General features: G+C 69.9%; 19 protein-coding genes. 11 read left to right on the top strand and 8 right to left on the bottom strand.

The window, feature by feature from the left end; genetic code table 11:
* Nucleotides 1-160: 160 nt before the first annotated feature.
* Both HLH21_RS06030 and argE read left to right on the top strand, forming a co-directional pair.
* Nucleotides 161-1573 (top strand): purine-cytosine permease family protein, encoded by a 1413-nt coding sequence (locus HLH21_RS06030; RefSeq protein WP_182942303.1) that lies wholly within the window; start codon nucleotides 161-163, stop codon nucleotides 1571-1573.
* Nucleotides 1570-2727, top strand: a complete 1158-nt coding sequence (argE, locus tag HLH21_RS06025) for an acetylornithine deacetylase (protein ID WP_182942301.1) — start codon at nucleotides 1570-1572, stop codon at nucleotides 2725-2727. Before HLH21_RS06030 ends, argE begins: the two co-directional genes overlap by 4 nt.
* A gap of 102 nt (nucleotides 2728-2829) precedes the next feature.
* Here the strand turns inward: argE and HLH21_RS06020 are convergent, their stop codons facing one another.
* The 5 genes from HLH21_RS06020 to ada are packed head-to-tail and all read right to left on the bottom strand — an operon-like array spanning nucleotide 2830 to nucleotide 7599.
* A complete protein-coding gene (locus HLH21_RS06020) occupies nucleotides 2830-3747 on the bottom strand; it encodes a LysR family transcriptional regulator (protein WP_182942299.1) in 918 nt (305 codons plus the stop codon).
* A 60-nt stretch (nucleotides 3748-3807) separates the two neighbouring features.
* Nucleotides 3808-5106 (bottom strand): Hsp70 family protein, encoded by a 1299-nt coding sequence (locus HLH21_RS06015; protein WP_182942297.1) that lies wholly within the window; start codon nucleotides 5104-5106, stop codon nucleotides 3808-3810.
* A gap of 54 nt (nucleotides 5107-5160) precedes the next feature.
* A complete protein-coding gene (alkB, locus tag HLH21_RS06010) occupies nucleotides 5161-5826 on the bottom strand; it encodes a DNA oxidative demethylase AlkB (protein WP_182942295.1) in 666 nt (221 codons plus the stop codon).
* The gene (locus HLH21_RS06005; RefSeq protein ID WP_182942293.1) at nucleotides 5816-6520 is read right to left on the bottom strand and encodes a 2OG-Fe(II) oxygenase; all 705 of its coding nucleotides are present in this window, start codon (nucleotides 6518-6520) and stop codon (nucleotides 5816-5818) included. The genes alkB and HLH21_RS06005 overlap by 11 nt, the downstream gene beginning before the upstream one ends.
* A complete protein-coding gene (gene ada / locus HLH21_RS06000) occupies nucleotides 6517-7599 on the bottom strand; it encodes a bifunctional DNA-binding transcriptional regulator/O6-methylguanine-DNA methyltransferase Ada (protein WP_182942291.1) in 1083 nt (360 codons plus the stop codon). Before ada ends, HLH21_RS06005 begins: the two co-directional genes overlap by 4 nt.
* Before the next feature lie 234 nt (nucleotides 7600-7833).
* On the opposite strand from ada, the gene HLH21_RS05995 reads away from it, so the two are divergent.
* Complete coding sequence (locus tag HLH21_RS05995) at nucleotides 7834-9276, top strand: APC family permease (protein WP_182942289.1); 1443 nt, start codon at nucleotides 7834-7836, stop codon at nucleotides 9274-9276.
* A 29-nt stretch (nucleotides 9277-9305) separates the two neighbouring features.
* On the opposite strand, the gene nhaA is transcribed toward HLH21_RS05995, so the two are convergent.
* Nucleotides 9306-10544 (bottom strand): Na+/H+ antiporter NhaA, encoded by a 1239-nt coding sequence (gene nhaA, locus HLH21_RS05990; RefSeq protein ID WP_182942287.1) that lies wholly within the window; start codon nucleotides 10542-10544, stop codon nucleotides 9306-9308.
* 233 nt (nucleotides 10545-10777) lie between these two features.
* Between nhaA and HLH21_RS05985 the strand changes: the two genes are divergently transcribed.
* The 3 genes from HLH21_RS05985 (at nucleotide 10778) to HLH21_RS05975 (ending at nucleotide 13983) form a co-directional block, all read left to right on the top strand.
* Complete coding sequence (locus HLH21_RS05985; protein WP_182942285.1) at nucleotides 10778-11806, top strand: MYG1 family protein; 1029 nt, start codon at nucleotides 10778-10780, stop codon at nucleotides 11804-11806.
* 153 nt (nucleotides 11807-11959) lie between these two features.
* Nucleotides 11960-12907: a phosphorylase family protein gene (locus tag HLH21_RS05980; protein WP_182942283.1), complete on the top strand. Its 948-nt coding sequence runs from the start codon at nucleotides 11960-11962 to the stop codon at nucleotides 12905-12907.
* Complete coding sequence (locus tag HLH21_RS05975) at nucleotides 12904-13983, top strand: alpha/beta hydrolase (protein WP_264811941.1); 1080 nt, start codon at nucleotides 12904-12906, stop codon at nucleotides 13981-13983. Before HLH21_RS05980 ends, HLH21_RS05975 begins: the two co-directional genes overlap by 4 nt.
* A 3-nt stretch (nucleotides 13984-13986) precedes the next feature.
* Here the strand turns inward: HLH21_RS05975 and hglS are convergent, their stop codons facing one another.
* Nucleotides 13987-15375 (bottom strand): 2-oxoadipate dioxygenase/decarboxylase HglS, encoded by a 1389-nt coding sequence (gene hglS / locus HLH21_RS05970; RefSeq protein WP_182942281.1) that lies wholly within the window; start codon nucleotides 15373-15375, stop codon nucleotides 13987-13989.
* Nucleotides 15376-15458: 83 nt separating this feature from the next.
* Complete coding sequence (locus tag HLH21_RS05965) at nucleotides 15459-16379, bottom strand: LysR family transcriptional regulator (RefSeq protein WP_182942279.1); 921 nt, start codon at nucleotides 16377-16379, stop codon at nucleotides 15459-15461.
* 237 nt (nucleotides 16380-16616) lie between these two features.
* On the opposite strand from HLH21_RS05965, the gene HLH21_RS05960 reads away from it, so the two are divergent.
* From HLH21_RS05960 to HLH21_RS05940, 5 genes are all read left to right on the top strand, one after another.
* Nucleotides 16617-17294: a DUF1028 domain-containing protein gene (locus HLH21_RS05960; RefSeq protein ID WP_182942277.1), complete on the top strand. Its 678-nt coding sequence runs from the start codon at nucleotides 16617-16619 to the stop codon at nucleotides 17292-17294.
* Nucleotides 17295-17415: 121 nt separating this feature from the next.
* On the top strand, nucleotides 17416-17955 hold the full coding sequence (locus HLH21_RS05955) for a flavin reductase family protein (RefSeq protein ID WP_182942275.1): 540 nt from the start codon (nucleotides 17416-17418) through the stop codon (nucleotides 17953-17955).
* Nucleotides 17956-17975: 20 nt separating this feature from the next.
* Nucleotides 17976-19433, top strand: coding sequence for a 4-hydroxyphenylacetate 3-hydroxylase family protein (locus HLH21_RS05950; protein ID WP_182942273.1), 1458 nt, complete (start codon nucleotides 17976-17978; stop codon nucleotides 19431-19433).
* A gap of 31 nt (nucleotides 19434-19464) precedes the next feature.
* Entirely contained in the window at nucleotides 19465-19872 is a 408-nt protein-coding gene (locus HLH21_RS05945) for a RidA family protein (RefSeq protein ID WP_182942271.1), read from the top strand.
* Nucleotides 19873-20014: 142 nt separating this feature from the next.
* Nucleotides 20015-22135, top strand: a complete 2121-nt coding sequence (locus HLH21_RS05940; protein WP_182942269.1) for an FUSC family protein — start codon at nucleotides 20015-20017, stop codon at nucleotides 22133-22135.
* Nucleotides 22136-22253: the final 118 nt, after the last annotated feature.

Here is a 22253-nt window from a genome sequence, read left to right as displayed (position 1 = left end):
TCGCGGCGCGGCGATTGCCGCATGGATGGTCCGGTCCCCGGCAAAACCGGTCTTGCGCGTCACAATTATGGAGTTGCGCCGGGCCGGCGGCCCGCGCATCTGTTGCGTGGACGGATCGAGTCGTGGAACATGCCGCGGCGCGGCGGAGGGGGCAGGACGGATGGGTCTGACGACAGAGGGTGCCGCGGCCGGCGGGATCGAGACGGGAACGATCTACCGCATCCCGCATGCCCACCGGCATGGCCGGTCGCGCGACCTGTTCACCGTCTGGTTCGGGTCCAACATGATGATGCTGACGGTCGTCACCGGCGCGCTGGCGACGACGGTTTTCCATCTGTCGCCTCTGCTGGGCCTGCTGGCTGTCGTGCTGGGCAATCTGGCGGGCGCCGTCTTCATGGCCCTGCATGCGGCGCAGGGGCCTGGCCTGGGCGTGCCGCAGATGGTGCAGACGCGCGGCCAGTTCGGATCGCTGGGCGCGGTGCCGGTGACCGTGCTGGTGGTGGTGATGTATGTGGGCTTCGCCGCGTCGAACCTGGTGCTGGGCGGCGAGGGGTTGCAGAGCATGGCCCCGGGCCTGGGGCGCGTGCCGGGCATCCTGATTATCGCGGCGCTGGTCGTGCCGCCCGTCATCTGGGGCTACCGGCTGATCCATGCCGCGACCCGGCTGATGACGGTGCTGTGCGGCGGGGCGGTGCTGCTGTCGCTGCTGTGGATCGGCCTGCGGGCCGGCGGGAGGATCGGCTGGACGTCGGGCGGCGCGTCCGTCACCGGCATGCTGGGCGCGTTCTCGGTCGCGGCCCTGTGGCAGATCGCCTATGCGCCGTACGTCTCGGATTATTCGCGCTACATGCCGGCGGATGAACGCGGGATGCGCCTGGCGTTCCATGCCACCTACTGGGGGACGGTGCTGGGGTCGGTCCTGCCGATGGCGCTGGGGGTGGTGCTGGGCGGGCTGGCGCATGGCGCGCCCGTGGTCGCGACGATGTCGGGCCTGCTCGGCCCCGTGGCGATGCCGGTCATGGTGATCCTGTCGGTCGGGATCGCGGCGGCGGATTCGATGAATGTGTATTGCGGCACGCTGTCGTCGCTGACGGTGCTCCAGACCTTCTGGCCGCAGGCCCGTTTCGGGCTGGGCTGGCGGCTGGCGGTGGCGGTGGTCCTGATGGTCGCCGCGCTGCTGATGGCGTTGTTCTTCGCCGGCAGCTTCATGGAAAGCTATACCGAATTCCTGAACCTGCTGATGGCGGTGCTGGTGCCGTGGACCGCGATCAATCTGGTGGATTACTACCTCGTCCGGCACGGCGCCTATGACGTGGACTCGTTCTTCCATGCGGATGGGGGGATCTACGGCTACGTCAACGGCCCGGCGATGGTCTGCTACGCCATCGGGATCGCGGTGCAGGCGCCGTTCCTGTCCAACGCGCTCTACACCGGCCCGCTGGCGCGGGCGATGGGCGGGATCGACCTGTCCTGGCTGGTGGGGCTGGCGGTGACGGCGCCGCTTTATCTGTGGATGGCCGCGCGCGCCGGCCTGAACGACGTGTCGGGCGTCGCGGCCGGGAACGGACCATGAGCCGCACCGTCGATTTCCTGGCCCGTCTGGTGGCCTTCCCCACCATCAGCCGGCAGACCAACCTGCCGCTGCTGGACTGGGTCGAGGGCGAACTGGCAGCGACCGGCGCGCGCATCCGCCGCCTGCCGGGCGACGCGCCGGGGCGCGGCAGCCTGCTGGCCACCATCGGCCCCGAGCGCGACGACGGCATCGTGCTGTCGGCGCACAGCGACGTGGTTCCGGTGGCGGGGCAGGACTGGACGTCCGACCCCTTTGTGCTGACCGAGCGCGACGGCCGGCTGTACGGGCGCGGCAGCAGCGACATGAAGGGGTTCCTGGCCTGCATGCTGACGGCGGCGCATGACGCCGCGCGGCGTCCGGCGCTGGCGCGCCCGCTGCACCTGGCCGTGTCGTATGACGAGGAAATCGGCTGCGTCGGCGTGCGCGCGCTGCTGCGGCAGTTGCGCGATGACGGGTTCCGCGCCGCGGGCTGCGTGGTGGGCGAACCGACCGATCTGCACGTCGCGGTGGGGCACAAGGGCAAGGTCGCGGCGACCATCACCTGCACCGGGCGGGCCGCCCATTCGGCCAACCCCTGGCTGGGCCAGAACGCGATCCTGATGGCGGCCGACATGGTGCGCGCGATCGAGGCCCTGCAACGCGACGTGGAACGCGACGGCGCGCGCGCCGACGGCTATGCCGTGCCGTTCGGCACCGTGCAGGTCGGCATCATCCAGGGCGGCACCGCGCTGAACATCGTGCCGGACCGCTGCCAGGTTGCATTCGAGATGCGCCTGCTGCCCGGCGACGACCCCGCGCCCTATCTGGAGCGGCTGCGTCGGGCGGCGGCCGGCGTCGTCGCGGACCGTGCACCGCTTTCCGGCCCCGGCGGCGAGATCGCGATTGCGGTGGACAACGCCTATCCGGGGCTGGTGCCGGACACCGCATCCGAGATCTGCGCGCTGGGCCTGGCGGCGGCGGGGCGGAACGAGGTCGTCAGCGTCGGTTTCGGGACCGAGGCCGGGTTGTTCCAGGAACAGCTTGGGCTGCCCTGCATCATCTGCGGCCCCGGCTCGATCGACCGGGCGCACAAGCCGGACGAATATGTGACCCGCGCCGAACTGGCGGAGGGGGACCGCTTCCTGGCGCGGGTGATCGACGCGCTGGCGGGGTGATGGTGCCTCGGGGCGCTTTCCCATAGGAAGGTCGGGCTCTGCCCGAACCCGGCAGGGCCTCGGCCCTTGCAAGGGCAACGCCCTTGCCTGCGCCAGTTGGCATCAATCCGTGCCGGGCAGCGGGCGGTTGGCCAGGATCTCGCCGCACAGCGACAGGAAGGCGGCCGTGCGGGGTGTGCGGCGCAGGCCGGCGATCCGCGCGGTGCCGTATTTCAGTTCGCGGTGCGCGCCCTTCAGCGCCAGGTAGGACAACGGCCGCCCGTCCAGCGCCGCGCGGTTGCGGGGGCGGGCGTTGGCCAGGCTGTATCCCACGCCCCGGGCCACCAGGCTGCGGACCACGTCGATGCTCTGGAACCGGCCGGCGACCTGCGGGGTCAGGCCCGCCTGGCTGAACAGCGTCAGGAAATAATCGCGCGACAGCGGCAGGTCCAGCAGCAGGAACGGGTCGGAGGCCAGTTCCGCCAGGGCCACCGTCCGCCGCTTGGCCAGCCGGTGGCTGGCCGACACGAAGGCGAAGGGCGGCAGGGTGGCCAGCGGTTCGAATTCCAGGTCGGCGGGGATGTTCAGGTCGTAGGCCAGGAAGGCGGCGATGTCCCCGTTGCGAAGTTTCTCGATCAGTTCGCCATGATGGCCGGCCACCACCTTCAGCCGTGCGCCGGGGTGGCGGGCCTCGAAGGTCTGGATCAGGTCGGGCACCACCAGCGGATACAGCGTGGTCATGCATCCGACCTCGAGCAGCCCGTCGATCCGTTCGGCGATCGTCGTGCCGGCGGCGTCCAGGTCCTGCGCCTGTTGCAGCAGGACCCGCGCTTCACGCAGGAAGACCTGGCCTTCGGCGGTCAGCGACAGGCCCAGCGCATGGTGGCGGATAAAGAGCGGGATCCGGAACACGTCTTCCAGATGTGCGATGGCGGCCGAGATCGAGGGTTGCGAGATATGCACCAGCCGCGACGCCGTGGTGATCGACCCGCTTTCCGCCGCCGCCACGAAATATTCGATCTGCTTCAGGGTGAATCGCATGGCGGCCTCCGTCCGGCGCGTATCTTTTCCCGCCGAGGCCGGGTTGGCAAATCCGGCGGGTCAGCTTCCGCCCATCAGGGCCAGGCCCTCGGCCACCGACACGAACTCGCCGCCCGTATCGACGCGGTCCGCGCCGAAGCGATCGACGAACAGGGCGCGCACCGCCGGCACGAAGGATGTGCCGCCGGTCAGGAACACCCGGTCGATATCGCCCGCCTGCAGCCCGGCCCGGTCCAGCGCCGCCGATACCGCGTCGTCGAACTGCGCCAGGTCGGGGGCGATCCAGCCTTCGAATTCGGCGCGGGTGATGGTGCGTTCGATGCGGATGTCCTTGTGCGCGAAGCGCAGGATGGTGCTGTCGGCGGTGGACAGCGCGCTTTTCGCGGCCCCCACGGCGCGATACAGCGCCTGGCCCTGCTGGTCCTCGATCAGGCTGGACAGCGCGCGCAGACGGTCCGGTTCCGACGCGGTGCGGGTGACGTCGGCGATGGCGCGCAGCGTCTGCGGCGTCCGCATCAGCGACAGGCGATGCCAGCGCGCCAGGCTGGCGTACCATTCGATGGGCACCGGCAGCGGTTCGCCGCCCATCACGCGATAGGTGGTGTCGCGCCCCAGGCAGGGCGAGACCACGTTGTCGATGATGCGATAATCGAACTGGTCGCCGGCGATGCCGACGCCGGCATGGCCCAGCGGCAGGGCGCGGCGCGTGCCGGCGGGGTCGAAGCGCAGGACCGAGAAATCGCTGGTGCCGCCGCCGAAATCGCCGACCAGGATGGTGGCCGGGGCGTCCAGGCGCTGGGCGAAGCGCCAGCCGGCGGCTTCGGGTTCCAGCGCCACCGCGATGCCGCCGAAGCCGGCTGCCGCGAAGCCGTCGCGCAGGCGCTGTTCGCCGAACGCATCGTCGGGCATCTCGCCGGCGAAGCGGACGGGCCGGCCGACGGTGGCGTGCACCTCGGCCGGGTCGATCCCGACCTCGCGCATCAGGCAGGCCAGGAACTGGCCGACCAGCATTTCCAGGGTCAGCCGGCGGCCCAGCAGCCGCGTCTCGCGGAACGAACCCTGCGCCAGGTACGACTTCATGGACATAATCAGCCGGCTTTCCGCCGGATCGTCCAGATAGGCGTCGATCGCGGCGGGGCCGATGGATTCATGCACCGTCAGGCGGCCGCGCGCCTCCTCCTGCCACAGGCACAGCAGCGTGCGGCAGGTGTCGGCGTCCGGGTGGCCGGGGAAGGAAAAGCGCGCGGTGCGCGTGTGCCCGTCCGGTCCGGCGATGACCACGACGCTGTTGGTCGTGCCGAAATCGATACCGATCCAGGTGCGGTTCCTGAGGGGTGTGTTCGGGGCGGTCGATGACATGGGGGCGTGCATAGGTGCCGCCGCCGCCGATGTCCATCCGGGTCCATCCGGGCGCTATCGCGCCTGCCGGAACGTCAGGTTCAGGCGGACCCGTCCGGTCAGCGGATGGGTTCCGTCGGCCAGCGTATGGATGCCGTGATAGGTGAGGCGCGCCGGGCCGCCCCAGACCACGACGTCGCCATGCTCCAGCGGGACGCGCCGCACCCGGTCGGTCCGCGCGGGTCCGCCCCACAGGAACAGGGCGGGCAGGCCCAGCGACACCGACACGATGGGGCGGCTGAAATCCCGTTCGTTCCTGTCCTGGTGCAGGGTCAGGCGGGTGCCGGGGTCGTAGCGGTTCACCAGGCAGGCATCCGGCCGGAAGCCGGCGAACCCGGCCCGTGCCGCCGCCCGCGCGGCCAGGGCGGCGAAGGAGGGCGGCAGGGCGGGCCAGGGGCGGCCGGTCGCGGGATCGGCCGGCACGTAGCGATAGCCCGCCCGGTCCGACACCCAGCCGGCCTGGCCGCAATTGGTCATGGCGACCGACATCGCGCGTCCGCCCGGTGTGGTCATGCGGCGGAACGGCGCCAGGGCCACGATGTCGTCGATGGCCGCCAGCAGCGTGAGCGCGTCGTCCCGCGCGAAGCCGCCCAGCAGCATCGCCCCGGGGGCCAGCACCTGGTCGCGCAGGGCGGTGAACAGGTCGAACGACGGACCGGGAGGGGCGGGATCAGGCGGCATCGTGGAATATGATCCCCAGCGTGTGGCGGCGGCCGGACCGAACGGTGCCGACGCCGTGGCGCATCGTCACCCTGTAGGGGCCGCGCGCGCCCTGGACCGGGCGGTGGTTGACCGCGAAGATCACTGCGTCGCCCTTGTCGAGCGGCACGACATCGGCGCGGGACTGCCGGCGCGGGCGCTGTTCGGTCAGGATGAAGGCGCCCCCCGTGAAATCGTCGTCCGGGCGCGACAGCAGGATGGCGATTTGCAGAGGGAAGACCTGCGCGCCGTACAGGTCCTGATGCAGGCAATTATAATCGCCCGGCCCGTATCGCAGCAGCAGGGGCGTCGGGCGGTGCTGTCCGGCCGCATGGCAGGTTGCGATAAACTCGGCATGGTGTGCGGGAAAGCGGTCCGTCAGGCCCATGCGGGCGTGCCATGCATTGGCGATGGCGGCCAATGGCGGATAGAGCGTCGTGCGTAATGTCTGCACCAGCGGCGGCAGCGGATAGGCGAAATATCGGTACTCGCCCTGCCCGAACCCGTGCCGTTCCATCACCACCCGCGAGCGAAACCCGTCCGGCCGGTCATACAGGCCGGCGATGGCGTCGGCCTCGGCTGGGGACAGCAGGCCGGGCAGGCAGGCCCAGCCGCGTGAATCCAGCGCGTCGGCGACGCGGGACCAGTCCGGGTGTGGTGCGATGTCGGGCATCATGCCGATGCCTCGCACGCGATCAGGGCGCGCTTGCGGGCCACGCCCCAGCGGTAGCCCGACAGCGACCCGTCCGTGCGGACCACGCGGTGGCAGGGGATGGCGACGGCCAGCGCATTGGCGGCACACGCCCCGGCCACCGCGCGCACCGCCCCCGGCGCGCCGATCTGCCGGGCGATCTGGGCGTAGGTCGCGGTCCGGCCGGGGGGAATGGCGCGCAGTGCGTTCCAGACCCGGTGCTGGAAGGCCGTCCCGCGAATGTCCAGCGGCAGGTCCAGCCCCAGTTGCGGGGCCTCGACAAAGCCCACCACCCGCGCCACCAGCGCGTCATATGCCGCATCGCCGGCGGTCAGTTCCGCGTTGGGAAAGCGGTCCTGCAGATCGCGGGTCAGCGCGTCCGGATCGTCGCCCAGGGTGATGGCGCAGACCCCCTTGTCGCTGCTGGCGACCAGCAGCGCGCCCAGGGCACACTGGCCGATGGCGAAGCGCAGGGTCTGGCCCGCGCCGCCATTGCGCCAGGCGGCGGGCGGCATGCCCAGCAGATCCCCGGCCGCCGCGTAGAACCGGCTGCTGGAGCCGTATCCGGCATCGAAGAGCGCGGCGGTGACCGTCGGCGCGTCCGCCAGGCCCCGGCGCAGGCGCGCGCCGCGCCGGGCCACCGCGTAATCGCGCGGCGTCAGGCCGGTTTCGGCCTTGAACAGCCGGTGGAAATAGGCGGGGCTGAGTCCCGCCGCGCCGGCCAGTTGCTCCAGCGACGGCATGTCCTCGGCCCGGTCGATGGCCCGGCAGGCCCCGGCGACGATCGCCGCGTTGCGCGCCGCGCGGGGCGCGTCGTCCGGCCGGCAGCGCAGGCACGGCCGGAAGCCGGCCGCCCGCGCGTCGGCCGGCGTGTCGTGCAGGCGCACATGGGCCGGCTTTGCGGTGCGCGACGGGCAGGACGGCCGGCAATAGACGCCGGTGGTCGCGACCGAATAGCAGAACAGGCCGTCGGCGGAGGGGTCCCGCGCGACGATCCGCGCCCAGCGCGGGTCGCGCTCGGTCGCCGCGTCGGCCGCCAAAGGGGTGGATGTCTCTGCCGGCATGGTCCTGTTCCTGTCTGCTGGCGTGGTCATGGAATAGATCATGGGGATTCGGCCCTGATCGCGCATCCCGTTTCCTGCGCTCGAATGTCCGGGCACCCTCGATCGGGCTGCCATTCTGCATCCGTATCGACATCCTGCCCGTGGTGCGCTTCTATGGCTGCGACGGATCGGCCGTGTTCATCGGAGCGCCCCGTTGCGTGCCCTTCGTCGCGTCAGGTTCAGGGAGGCAGCACCGTGACAGCCCATACCGCCACCGGCTTCGTCCGGTCCCTGCGCTGGAGCGACGGCGTGATGCTGGCGATCGGCACGCCGGTTACGACCTTCTGCCTGATCGGGCTGGAAATCGGGCCGATCGGGGCGTGGGGCGCGCTGGCAGTCTGGTGCGTCACCAGCCTGATCGCGCTGGTCCAGAACCTGATCTATGCCGAACTGGCGCTGCTGCTGCCCGACCGGTCGGGCGGGATCGGCGTCTTCGCGCACGAGGCCTGGCGGCGATACGCCACCCCGCTGGGGGCGCTGGCCGTCTTCGGCTACTGGGCCGGCTGGTCGGTGACGCTGGCGGTCTGCGGGTTGCAGGTGGGGCGGCTGGTGCAGGCCCAGTGGTTTGCATCGTGGACGGCGACGGTGTCGCTGGGCGGAGGCGCGGTCGGGTTGCCGCATGTCATCGCCGCGGCGATGATCCTGCTGGTCTATGTGCTGAACGTGCGGGGCATTGCCCTGGTGGCCCGCATCAATCGCATCGTCAGCGTGCTGCTGGGCCTGCTGGGCGCGGTCTGCCTGATCGGCCCGTTCTTCGTGGTGCCCATCGACCTGTCGCGCCTGCACTGGCATTTCGGGGGAAGCGGCGGCCTGCCGCTGTGGCAGGCCTTTCTGGTCTGGTCCTTCATCACGTCCTGGACCAGCTACGGCACCGAACTGTGCGCGACGTTCGCGCCCGAATACCACAACCCGCGCGATCACATCCGCTGGGCGCTGGTGGTGTCGTCGCTGATCGTCATCCTGGTCGCGGTGCTCAGTTGCGTGGTGCTGCCGTCGGTGGTGGGGGAACAGGCCATCGGGGACGATCCGATCGGGTTCTATGTCGCCGTCGTCGATCGCATCATCGGCCACGGGCTGACGGGCGTGTTCATCGCGGTGATCTGCCTGGCGCAGTTCGTGACGATGAATTCGGCCATCGCCGGGTCCAGCCGCGCGCTGCACGGCCTGGCCGAACGGGGGCTGACCGTGCGGCAGCTCGATCGGCTGAACGGGCGGGGCGTGCCGGCCCGGGCCATGGTGGTGGATCTGGTGGTCAACATCTTCATCGTGTTCTTCATCGCCAATATCACCGGCATCATCTTCGCCGGGAACATCGGCTACATCCTGTCGGTGATCCTGGCGCTGGGTGGTTTCACGATCCTGCGGCGGCATCGGCCGGACCAGACGCCGGCGATCTGTCGCGGGCGGATCTGGACCGCCATCGCGATCGTGCTGGTGGTCTTCAACCTGGCCATGATCGGGGTCGGATTCCTGAACCCCGCCGCCGCCGGATATGGCGGCCATACGCAACAGGTCGTCGCCGTTGCGATCCTGGTGTGCTCGCTGCTGCTGTTTTTCTACCGGCGGGGCGTCCAGGACAGTGACGGACTGCGCCTGCGCGAGGCCGACGCCCTGCCGCGGCCGGGGATGACGCGGTAAGGCGGACGGGATCGGCGGCTGTGCTGGGACTATGCCTGCCGGCGGCGTCCGCGCACATAGATCGCGCCCCAGCCAAGCCCCGACGCGGCGGCTGTCACCGAGCCCGCGAGAACGCCCAGCTTGGCCGCGCCGAGCAGGTTCGGGTCCTGGAAGGCCAACATGGCGATGAAGATGGACATGGTGAACCCGATGCCCCCCAGCAGCCCGATGAGGCATACGCCACCCCAATCGACGCCCGGCGGCAGGCGGCAGAGGCCAAGACGCACCGTCAGCCAGCTCACGCTCACGATCCCCGAGAATTTTCCTGCAACCAATGCGATGGCGACACCTGCCATGACCCATTGCGGCCCGCCTCGGGACAGGTCGACCCCGGCAACCGTCACGCCGGCATTCGCCAGGGCGAAGAGAGGCATCACCCCGTAGGCCACCCACGGGTGTAACGCGGCCTGTACCCGCACGACAGGAGGAAGCGTCTGTTCACCTGCACGCATGGGCGTGACAGGCGTCATCAGCCCCAGCACCACACCCGCCAGTGTGGGATGGACGCCCGTCGCCAGCAAGCCGGCCCAGACGACCGCGCCCGGCAGCACATAGGCAGAGGCGGAGCCGATACCGATGATGTGCAGGCTTAACACCATGACGACGCCCAGACCCGCGACCGCGAAGCCGCCATATTGCAGTCCGCTGGAATAGAAGAAGGCAATGATGAGCACGGCGACAATGTCGTCGATGATTGCCAGCGCCAGCAGGAAGATGCGGATATTTCCCGGGATGGATTTGCCCAGAAGCGCCAGCACGCCGACGGCGAAGGCGATGTCCGTGGCGGTGGGGACGGCCCAGCCCTGCCTTTGCGGACCGGAGCCGTTGAGGCCAAGATAGAGCAGCGCAGGCACCAGCACGCCGCCCAGCGCCGCCGCGACAGGTAATAAGGCCTGCCGCACGCCCTTCAGCGCCCCTTCATGAACTTCCCGACGTATTTCCATGCCGACGACGAGGAAGAAGACGGTCATCAGCACATCATTGATCCAGAAATGCAGGGGGCGATCGAAGACGAGCCCACCCAGCCGGATCGCAAGAGAGAGCTGCCAGAGGTGATGATAGCTGTCCGCCATCGCTGAATTGGCCCAGGCAAGGGCAAAGGCGGCGGCGGCCAGCAGCACGATGCCGCTGACGGCTTCGACATGCACGAAGCGCTCGAGGGCGGCGAAGGCGCGTTCGGCGATCGTTCGGGCGCGAGGCAGTTTTCGCCTGGGGATGGGGTGGTCCATCGGCGTGCTTTCTCCGCGTGGCGGCCCGACCAACGCACAAGCCTGCCGCGCCGCACCCTGCGGCGGACACCCGCCTGCTTACTACCAAACCGGATCGGGACGTCCAATCACAAGGTGGTCGCAGGGGGCCGGAGCGGGCAGTGTTCCCGACAAAGGGTGTTGTCTGGCCGTAGCCCGTGCGGCATGACGGAGCACGATCGGAAATTCACCCTTGTTTGTCGGCAGGTCCTTATATGTCAGAGCATACCCCCATTGGTCTTGAGAATGGGACCACCCCCGTCAAAGCACTGACTCATTCGGGGAATTTCCATGTCGATGAAACGCTGGGGTATGTCATCCTTCACTATGCCCTCGCGCCGCAGGGCGACCTGCGGGGGCGCGTTCTGGGGGAGGTACCCGTCGATCGGCTTGATTTCACGCGTACGCGCTCGCCGGAGCGCATCAAGGCGGCTGACATCGTGTTCGACGTGGGCGGTGCGTATGAACCGTCCCGGGGACGATATGACCATCATATGAAGGACAAGCCGCTGCGCGAGGACGGCATGCCCTACAGTGCCGCCGGATTGCTGTGGAAGGATTACGGGGTTGCGGCGCTTCGCAATATCCTGACGACGCCGGTGGACGACGAGGGGCTAGCCGCGATCTGGCAGGCCGTCGATCACGCGCTGGTCCTGCCGATCGACCAGGATGACAATGGTGTCGCGAAGATGGGCAAGCTGTCGCTGGCGGACATCGTGTCGGCCTGCGGTCCGGCCTGGGACACCGCCGAGCTTCATGGCCCGGACGAGGCGCGGGCGCGCGAGGCCCAGGGCTTTGCGAATGCCGCCGTGGCCGTTGCATCGCATCTGGTCAATATGGTGGACCGCATGCGGGCCAGCCTGAAGGCGGCGAACCGGGTGATGGCCGCCTATGACGGGGCGGACGACAAGCGCATCCTGGTGATGGACACGGGCATGCCCACCGAGAAGGTGATTTTCGAGCAGCAGCTTCCCGTCGTCTATGTGGTTTCGCCGGCCGGACCCGACCGGTGGAACGTGAAGGCCGTCCCGCCCAAGCGGGGCGATTTCGGGCAGCGGGTCTCGCTGCCGGAAGCGTGGGGCGGCCTGGAACGGGAGGCGCTGGCCGAGGCGTCCGGCGTTGCGGATGCGGTCTTCGCGCATCCGGCCCGCTTCATCTGTGGCGCGGCCAGCAAGGACGGCGCGTTGAAGATGGCGCGGCTGGCGCTGGAGATCGACGCCGCCCTGGAGCGGCCGGGCGTGTGACGACCCATAAGCGACCAGTGTGAGGGGGCCGACCCCTCATGTTGTGTTCATTCGCTAGCCGTCACAAACTGCCTGCCATCAGTCAGCAAGAGGCGATTGTCACGCATGAGGAATTTGCTTTTTGCGGGCCTGGCCGCACTGTGCGCGGGCAGCATGGCGGCGCGGGCGGCGACATCCGACCGCGCGGCGTTCGGGCTTCTGGTTCCCGTGGGGCCGCCCGATTACAAGATGATCTTCGACCAGCTTCAGGACGATCATGTCCAGACGTTTGGTCCTTTTACGTATCATGCCGGGCGTATCCACGGTGTGCCGGTCGTGGTGAGCGTGGCCCCGATGGATGGCCCTCTGATGCGAAGCCTGGCGGCGCAGGAGATGCTCCATCACTATCGGATCGGGGCCTTCCTCTATCCGGGCACGTCGGGGGCGCATCTCGGACCGGAGGCGATGCGTATCGGCGATATCGTCCTGGGTGCGGCGAACGTGAATTTCGGCAATTTTTTCATGTCGAAAAGCGGTGATCTGGTCGGCAATGAATTCGGGCATGAAAAATCGAGCCCGACGCACTACGACGGCCTTTATCTGGACCCGAGCCTGTTGGGGCGCCTCGCCTGCGCGGCGCATCGGGTGGCGACCCACACGACATTGCCCGGCTGGCTGAATCCGCATCAGCCACGCACCACGCCGGATATTTTCTATTACGGCGTGCAGGGCACATCCACCATGTGGCTGGCCAATACGGACTTCATCGAGAAAACCAATCGGATTTTTCACGTCATTGACGAAGACGGCGATTGGTACTCCAACCTTGTGGCGACGATTTACCATGTGCCCTTCATCGAAGTCAGCACGATATCGAACAGCATATTTGCCCTGCCGGAGACGGATCGTGGCATCCCCCAGCCGCCGGACGGGAAAGGCCCGAAAGCCAACGTGACCGCACAGCGGATAAGCAATGCGGTGATCCTTGACCTCATTGCCCATGACGGCCTGGCGATCCTGGCCGAACAGCATGCGACGCCTACCGTATCCCCTTATCCGGCCGGCGTCTTCCAGGACCCCAAACGGCACGATGCCCTGTTTGCTGCTGGGAAGTGCATGTGACGGACGTGCCGCCTGTGGACGGCCGAGGGGGGCGGTGGCGACGGGTGGGGCTGGCGGTGCTGGGGGTGCTGGCCTGCCTGTTCGCGGCGGGGCCGCGTGTGCGGCCGTGGGTGGGGGATGTCGTCCTGCCGGACGTGCCACGCGACCCGGCGGCGCTGGACGCGTGGATTGCGGCGGGGGAGCGCCGGGCGGGGGCGTTGCGGCCGGATACCGAGGCCCGGATCGTCTGGGCCGATCCGGCGCATCCGGCGCGGACGGCCTGCGCCATGGTCTATCTGCATGGCTTCACCGCCAGCCAGGGCGAGGGCTTTCCCGTGCATCGCGACCTGGCGCGGCTGTTCGGCTGCAACCTGTACCTGTCCCGGCTGCCGGGGCATGGGCTGCGCGCGCCCGACGCCATGCGGGGCCTGTCGGCCGCGCGGCTGATGCAGGGCGCGGCCATGGCGCTGGCCGTCGGGCGGGCGATCGGGGACCGGGTGATCGTCATCGGGACTTCGACCGGCGGGGCGCTGGCTGTGGCGCTGGCCGCGCGGCAGCCGCAGGCGGTGTCCGCGCTGGTGCTGTGGTCGCCGCTGGTGCGCGAGCGCGGCAACAGGCTGGACCCGTTGCTGTGGCCGTGGGGCACGCCGCTGATGTGGCTGGTCCATAATCATGGGCAGGACGTGACGCACGAACCCGCCGTGGGGCCGGTCTGGACGGGGGATGTGCATCTGGACGGCTATGTCGCCCTGGCCGAACTGACGCGGGGCGCGATGCGGGACGATCTGTTCCGCCAGGTCACGGCCCCGGTCTTCATGGGATATTACAATCGCGACCCCGACCACCAGGACCCCACCGTGTCGGTGGCGGCGATGCTGCGGATGTATGACCGGCTGGGCACCCCGGCCGCCCTGCGCCGGCGCGTGGATTTTCCGGATGCCGACGCCCATGTCATCGCCTCGCCGCTGCGCTCGCACGCCGCCGCCGCCGTCTGCCGGGCGACGCAGGAGTACCTGCGTGACGTGGTGGGCCTGCCTTATGCGCCGGGGGCCGATCTCGGGCTGTGCGACGCGATCCGTCCGGAGGTCGGCCGGTAGGGGTCAGGCGGCCGCGAGGTCGCTCCGGCCCAGATCGGCCAGGGCCTGGCGCAGGGACGTTACCTGCTGGGTTGTGTAAAGCGCCAGCTCGTCCAGCACCGGGCGGCCCAGCGCCGCCTCGAACGCCGCGCGGGCGTCCGATGGCCGGTACGCCTGCCTGCCGCCGTCGCCCAGGTTGGACTGGAAGATGCCGGCGGCGCTGACCGGCAGGAAATCCTCGTAGACCAGGGGATCGCAGGCCAGGAAGCCGGCGGCGATCAGCCCCTCGACATCCAGGCCGTCGCGCCGTGCCGCGTCCGCCGACAGGCCCGCCGGTGTGGCGGCATAGCGGAAGAAGGCCAGCCCCTGTTGGCGCATTCCGTCCCACGTATCGGGAAATGCCGTGAAGACGTCGCGCAATATCTGGTCGTAGGGCCGCCCGTCGGCGATGGTCCGGGTCTCGGCCAGCAGGCGGTCGTACAGCGCGCGGCCGGCTTCGGTCAGGGCGGCGCCGCGCTGCTCGATCTCGCCGAAGCGCGCGGTGTGGTGGCCGGCGACCGTCGCGCCGTCGGGGGTGGTGAAGGCGATCGCTTCCTCCAGCGCCTTGAAGCTGGTCTGGCGCAGCAGGATCGGGCAGCGGCGCGGCGGCGGGCCCTCGATCGTCTGCTTGGGGGTGATGCCGTGCGCGGGCATCAGCGCCTGCACCTGGTCGATGTCCAGGGTCCGGGGCGTCAGATGGTTGATGTGCGGCCCCTGGAAGCACACCACGTCGGCGATCAGCCGATGGGCGGCGTGCAGCCGGCGGTAGGTGTCGAAATCGACCGTGGCGGCGCTGTGCCAGCGGAAGATCTCCAGCGTCTCACGGACGAACAGCGAGACGTCGTGCTCGTCCAGCGCCTCGCCGGCTTCGTGCCGGGCGACCAGCGCCATCAGGCGGGGGCTGACGATGCGCCGGCGGGCCAGGATGGCGGCGGCGTGGGCGCGCAATGCCGCGTCCTCGATCAGTTCCAGCCGGATCAGCGAGGTGAAGATGCGGAACGGGCAGGCCGCCAGCGCCGCCGCGCCGACCGGGCGGAAGGCGGTGGAATGGACGGGCACGCCCGCCGCCGCCAGGTCGTAATAGCCCACGGGTTCCATGCCCATGACGGCGAAGACCCGGCGGATGTCGGACAGTTCCGCCGCCGTGCCCAGGCGGATCGCGCCGTGCCGCTCGTCGCCCAGGCGCCCGAGTTCGCCGGTGCGGGCCAGGTGCGCGCTCAGGGCCGGATCGTCGTCCAGCACGGCCGCGTTGACGTCGCGCACCAGGTCCAGCAGCGTTCCGTACTGCGGGACCTCGTTGCGATACATCGCGGACATGGCGCGGGAAAAGGCCAGGCGGATCGCGTCGGGGCCGGGGGAACGTGCTGGGGCCATCGTGGGGGGCGTCTCGGCTGCTTCAAACGGCGGTCACGATAGGATCGGGCCGGACGCGCCGCCATCGGCAAATCGTAAACAGGTCATTCCGGTGGGGAATGGGACGCCAGGCGGTCGAGGGCGGTTTCGGCCAGGATCCAGTCGCGGAAGCAGGCCAGCGGGCCGTAATCGGCGCGCTCGGCCGGCCAGACCAGGTAATAGGCGTCGCGTTCCTCGGCCGGGCGGTCGAACAGGACCGCAAGCCGGCCCGCGCGCAGTTCGTCGGCGATCAGGAAGGTGGGCAGCAGGGCCACGCCCAGGCCGGCGGCGCAGGCCTCGGCTACCATGGTGAACTGGTCGAACAGCATGCCGTGGACCAGGTCGAACGCCACGCCCTGCGTGCCCAGCCAGCGTTCCCAGGCGTCGGGGCGCGTCACCAGATGCAGAAGCGGGGCCTTGAGGATGTCGTCCCGGGTGCGGATGTCGAACCGCCGCGCCAGGTCGGGGCTGCAGACCGGGACGGCGGTTTCCCGCCGCAGCAGGTCAGCATGGCAGCCCTGCCAGTCCGGCTGGCCGAAATGGATGGCGGCGTCGAACGATTCCAGGCGGAAATCGAAATAGGACAGGCGGGTGCCCACATTGATGGTGATGCCCGGACAGGCGGCCAGGAAGGCGGGCAGGCGCGGGGCCAGCCAGCGCGCGCCGAAGGTGGGCAGCGTGGCCAGGTTCAGCGTGCCGCCATAGGGGTTGCCGCGCAGGTACAGCGACGCGGTGCTGATGCGCCGCAGGGCCTCGCGGATTTCGCGGGCATAGGATTCGCCGCCGGGCGTCAGGCGGATGGTCTGGCGGTCGCGGGTGAACAGTTCGACGCCCAGCCGGTCTTCCAGCGCCTTGATCTGCCGGCTGACGGCGCTTTGCGTCAGCGACAGTTCGTGGGCGGCGCGGGTGATGCTGCCGGTGCGGGCGGCGGCCTCGAACGCTGTCAGGAGGGAAAGCGAGGGCAGGAAACGTCTGGGCGGGTGCATGCGCGGTCCGTGCGGCGTGACGGTGCGTCCATCTATCGCGTGCCGCCGACGGCGCGCAACCGTGGCGGGCGGCGCGGGCGGGCCCTGGCGCGCCTGCCGGGTTGCTGGGCATCGGCCCCGGCTTTTCCGGGCAACGGGATCGGAAAAACCGGGGCGATCGCGCGGGGATTGTCATGCACAGTTCCCGAAGGTCCGGACAGGCGAGATGGGCATGTCGTCGCCGGGCGGGAGGGTGCCATGACCTTTTCCATCGCGGCGCGATGCGCCAGGACCGGCCAGTTCGGGTCGGCCGTCGTCTCCTCGTCGCCGGCGGTCGCGGCGCGCTGCGCCTGGGCCCGCGCCGGGGTCGGCGCGGTGACGACGCAGAACGTGACCGACCCCAGGCTGGGGCCGGCGGGGCTGGACCTGCTGGCGCGCGGGCTGACGGCCGACGAATGCTGCGCCGTCCTTGCCCGCACCGCGTCCGGCAGCGCCTTCCGGCAACTGACCATCGTCGATCGCCATGGCGGCACGGCCGTCTGGTCGGGCAGCGGCACGCTGGGGCTGTATGGCAGCGCGCGCGGGGTGGATGTGGTGTCGGCGGGCAATCTGCTGGCCGATATCGCGGTGCCCGGCGCGATCGTGCAGGCGTTCGCCGGCAGCGATCCGGCGCTGGAACTGGGCGACCGGCTGCTGCTGGCGTTGCAGGCGGGCCTGGCCGCAGGCGGCGAGGCCGGGCCGGTCCATTCCGCCGGCATGGTGGTCGTGGATCGCGAGGCCTGGCCGCTGACCGACCTGCGGGTGGATTGGGACGAGCGGCCCATCGGACGGCTGGCCGACATCTGGGCGGTCTGGCGGCCGCAGATGTACGATTACGTCGAACGGGCGCTGAACCCCGATGCCGCGCCGTCTTATGGCGTGCCGGGCGACGAATGATCCGGGGGCTGCATCGCGGCGATGCATCTGCATCGGAAAAGACGATGCAGATGGTCTGTATTCATTTCTTTTTGTGAGGTCCGGGATATGGGACCGTCATGATCGGCAACAGGGGTGGCAGATGGCGCAGGACGTGTATGCGGACGACGTGCGGATGGAACAGGCCGAGGCCCGTGCCCTGTTCCTGGAGGCGATGAGCCGGGTGGCGGCGCCCGTGGGCATCGTGGTCACCGACGGGCCGGCGGGCCGCTATGGCATCACGGTCAGTTCGGTCGCCTCGGTCTCGGCCGATCCGCCGATGGTGCTGGCCTGCATCAACCAGCGCAGCCCGATTGCCGGGCCGCTGGCGGCCAACCGGCTTTATACGGTCAACATGCTGTCGCCCGCGCAGGCCGAGATGGCGGAACGCTTCGCCGGCCGTGACGGACGCTACCCGGCCTACGATTTCGGCTGCGGCGCGTGGCATGCCGGCGAACTGGGCGAAATCTGCCTGGAAGATGCGATCGCGACGCTGACCTGCACGCCCGAACAGGTGGTGCAGGCCGGCACGCATGTGATCGTCATCGGCCGGGTGCTGCGTACGGTCGTCCGCGACGACAGCGCGCTTTTGTATTGCCGGCGGGAATTCTGCCGGCCTGTCGGCCTTTCGGCTTCGGCCTGACGAGAAACGAGGACGGTTTCATGATACGCACCGGTCAGGACTACATCGATTCGATCCGCGACGGACGCCGGGTCTGGATGAACGGCGAGCGCGTCGCCGACGTGACGCGGCATCCGATGTTCAGGCCCCTCGTGGACATTCGCGCCCGCATCTACGACATGCAGCACGAGGCCGCGTTCCGCGACCGCATGACGTGCCTGGACGAAAATGGCGTGGCCTCGTCCGTCGCGCTGCAACTGCCGCGCACCCAGGCGGACTGGCAGGCGAAGCGGCTGGCGACCGACACGGTGCTGGACGAGGTGGGCGGCGTGGTCACCCGCGTGGGCGACGAGACGATCGGCGAGATGTGGTCGCTGTATGACGGGCAGGATATCCTGAACGAGGTCGATCCGACCTTCTCGCGCAATATCCGCCATCATGTCGACAAGGCGATCCGCGCCGATCCGTTCCATGTCTCGGCCAATACCGACCCCAAGGGCGACCGGTCCAAGCGGCCGCAGGACCAGGACCCGGACATGCTGCTGCATGTCGTGCGGGAAACCGATGCCGGCATTATCGTGCGCGGCGCGAAATACGAAACCGCCGCCGCCTACGCCAACCAGGCCTTCACCAAGCCGACGATCGCGAACTGGGGCGATGCGGCGCTGTCGGACTATGCGGTGGGGTTCGTCTGCGATTTTTCCTCGCCCAACCTGAAATTCATCTGTCGCACGGGCTTCGCCGGGCGCGCGCCGGCCGAGGATTATCCGCTGTCGAACCGGTATGACGAGGTCGAGGCGCTGGTCATCTTCGACGATGTGCTGATCCCGTGGGAAAACGTGCTGTTCTACCGGCACACCAAGGCCGCGACCTTCATCCGCGCCACCCTGCATCGCTACAGCGCGTTCGCCTTCGTGCAGCGCAACCTGAAGCTGGCGGACATGATGATCGGCACCGCGCTGTTCAACGTGCGCCAGACCGGCCTGGACCGCCAGCAGGCGGTGCAGGAGAAGCTGGCGCGCCTGGCGTGCTATCGCGAAGGCATCAACGCCCATCTGACGGCGGCGATCGCCACCGCCGAGCCCAGCCCCGGCGGCCTGCTGATGCCCAACCAGTCGCTGCTGTTCAGCGGGCGGGTGCTGGCCTGTTCGCAATTGCACGAGATGATGCATCTGGCGCGCGAACTGTGCGGCGGCCAGATCTGCGTCACGCCCGACGCGGCGGCCTTCGCCGACCCCGAGACGGGGCCGTGGCTGGAGAAATTCTACACCATCAACGACCAGTGGGCGGCCACCGACCGCCGCCGCCTGCTGGCCTACGGGCGCGACCTGCTGAATTCGGATTATGCGGGACACCGCCTGACGTTCCAGCTGTTCGCCCAGGCGCCGCCCTTCGCGCATCTGGCGGCGGTGTATCGCAATTTCGACTGGGACAGCCCGCTGTCCTTCGTGCAGCGCTCGGCCGGGCTGGACCCGCGCGTGCTGGACCGCGCATCCTGACCCGCCACGACCGAACGGGGAGTTCGACACGATGATTCACCGGCGCATCCGGCCCTTCAACACGAAGGACACCTATCCCGAGCAGGACCTGGACAACGATCTGTGCCAGGCCGTGGTGGCGGGCAAGACCGTCTATCTGCGCGGCCAGGTGCCGCAGGACCTGGACACGCGGGAGAATGTCGCGGTGGGCGACCCGGTCGGCCAGGCCGAGAAGGTGATGGCCAACATCGCCCTGCTGCTGGACGAGGCCGGGTCCGACCTGTCGCACATCTGCAAGGTGACGGTCTATCTGACCGACATCCGCTATCGCGAGGCGACGTACCGTGTGCTCGGCCGCTGGCTCAAGGGGGTCTTCCCGGTCTTCACCGGACTGGTCGTCGTCGCGCTGGCGCGGCCGGAATGGCTGATCGAGGTGGATGTGATCGCGGAGCTGCCCTGATCGGGCGATCCCGCACCGCGGGGGAATGGACAAGACGGGCGGTTCGCGTCAGTTATAACAACCTGTCTCCCTCCTGGGATTTCCGCACCGTGCCGCGCCTTCCGGATCGTTTCGTACCTTTTGCCCGCGGCCTGGGGCCGTGATGCCGGCACGCGGCGCGATGCGCGACAGGGGGCGGGCGCGCCTGCGCCGGCTGTTCGGCGCGCCCGCGCGGGCGTCGCGCGTGGCCCGCCTGGGGCACTGGCTGGGCATGCGCGCCATCCTGATCGCCCCCGAACAGGTCGGCCTGCGCGAAGGGCTGCGCGCGGCCGTCGCGGTGGGCGTCATGATGGGGCTGGCGACAGGGCTGGGCCAGCCGCTGATGGCGTGGTCGGCCTTCGCCGCCTTCTGGACCTGCCTGGTCGATCCGGGCGGTCCGCGCCGCCCGCGCCTGCGCGCCATGGTCATGTTCGGCGGCATCGGCACCCTGCTGGCGGGGGTGATGTCCTGCGTCGCGGGCATGGGGCTGGCCGTGGCGTTTCCCGTGCTGGCGGCGGTGACCTTCCTGTGCGGCCTGGGCCGGGGGCATGGCGCCGCCGCGACGCAGGTGGGCGTGCTGGCGGCCATCGTGGGGGTGGTCGCGGTCTGTTATCCGATGTCGCCCTCGGGCGCGCTGGCGCTGGCCGGCCTGTTCGCGCTGGGGGCGGGCTGGGCGCTGGCGATTTGTACCCTGGCCTGGCCGGTCGATCCCTATGCCCCGGCGCGGCGGGCCACCGCGGCCCTGCTGCGCGAGGAAGCGGGGATGGCGTACGACCTGCTGGACCGGGCCGATACCGGGCCGGACCTGGCGGGCCGGAGCCGTATCGGCGCCTATCGGCGGGCGATCCGCGCCCGGATCGAACGGACCCGGGGCATGGTGGGCACGATCGGGGCGGAGGAAGGCGGCAGCCCGGTGCGGCGGGCGCTGTCGGCGGGGATCGAGGCCGGGGACCGGGTCTTCGTGGCGCTGATCGCAATGGAGCATGACCTGGCCGCGTCGCACGGGCGCGCCCGCCCGGCGGACCGGCGCGTCCTGCGGCGGATGGTCGTCGCCATCGCCCGCACGCGGCAGCAGGTGCTGCGGGTCGATCCGGACCATGCCCGCATGCGCCGGCTGGCGGCGTCGCTGCGCCGGCAGGCCCGGACGACGCAGGGGGTGGCCGCGCAGGCGCTGGGCGTCTGTGGCGACGCGCTGCGGGACCTGGCGGAGGCCTGGGCGCAGGCGGCAGGGGGGACCGCCGCCCCCCACGCCGAAGCCGGACGGGCCGGGACCGGCCTGCCCGACGCACCGGGGGCGCGGGGGGCGTTGTGGCGGCGGATGATCCTGCCCCATGCGGCGCGTCATGCCGCGCGCCTGTCGGTCGCGGTGGTGGTGGCGTATGGGCTGACCATCCTGCTGGGCCTGCCGTATGCCTATTGGGCGACCATGGCCGTGGTCGTCGTCATGCAGCCGCAGGCCGCGACCACGGGGCCGCGCATGGTCGAACGCATGCTGGGCAGCGTCGCGGGGGGCATCGTGGCGGCCGTTCTCGGCGTGTCGTTGCCCATGCCTGCGACGGTGCTGCTGATCTTTCCGCTGGCGGCCGCGACGATCGCGCTGCGGTCGGTCAATTACACGCTGTTCGTCCTGTTCCTCACGCCGCTGTTCGTGCTGGTGACCGACCTGGGCAGTCCGGGCCATGGCTGGGGGGTGGCGCTGGCCCGGGCGGTGGACAATGTGCTGGGCAGCGTGGTGGGGCTTCTGGGTTGCCTCGTGCTCTGGCCGGAACGGACGGCGGTGCATTTTTCCGCCCGCCTGGCCGAGGCGGTGGCGGCCAACATGCGCTATCTGGCCCTGGTGGCCGATCCGGCGGTGTCGGATATCGCGCGGATCGAGGCGGCCCGGCGCGACGCCGGCGTGGCCAGCACCGCCGCCGAGATTGCGCGCCAGCGCCTGCGCCTGGAAGGGTTGCGCCGCTCGGCGCGCCTGGACAGGGCGGCCGACCTGCTGCTGGCCCTGCGCCAGGTGGCGGGCGGGGCCAGTGTCGCCTGGCTGGAACGGATGTCGGGACAGGCGCCGCAGGATGGCGCCCCGGACGGCCCCCCGGATGGCCGACGCGCGGCGGCCTATGCCGTGATCGGCGCGGCGCTGGCGGCCCGGCTGCGCGGCGAGGGCACGGCCCCGCCGCCGGTCGATAGCGGCGAGCTGTCGCCCGACATCGCCCATCTGCTTCGCGCGGCGGACGCCTATGCGGCGCATGGGTAGCCATACGGGGTGGCGCGGGTAGAATGCGGGGATGCTCCGGCCCATCCCGATGCCGGACGCAGGTACTGAGGAAAGAAGACCAATGGCTGACTGTCCTGTGAAATGTCCCGTGAAATCC

It is taken from the genome of Gluconacetobacter johannae (assembly GCF_014174305.1).
Classification (GTDB): domain Bacteria; phylum Pseudomonadota; class Alphaproteobacteria; order Acetobacterales; family Acetobacteraceae; genus Gluconacetobacter; species Gluconacetobacter johannae.
The sequence above is the reverse complement of the archived record's forward strand: the minus strand, read 5'-3'. Positions and strand labels throughout refer to the sequence as shown.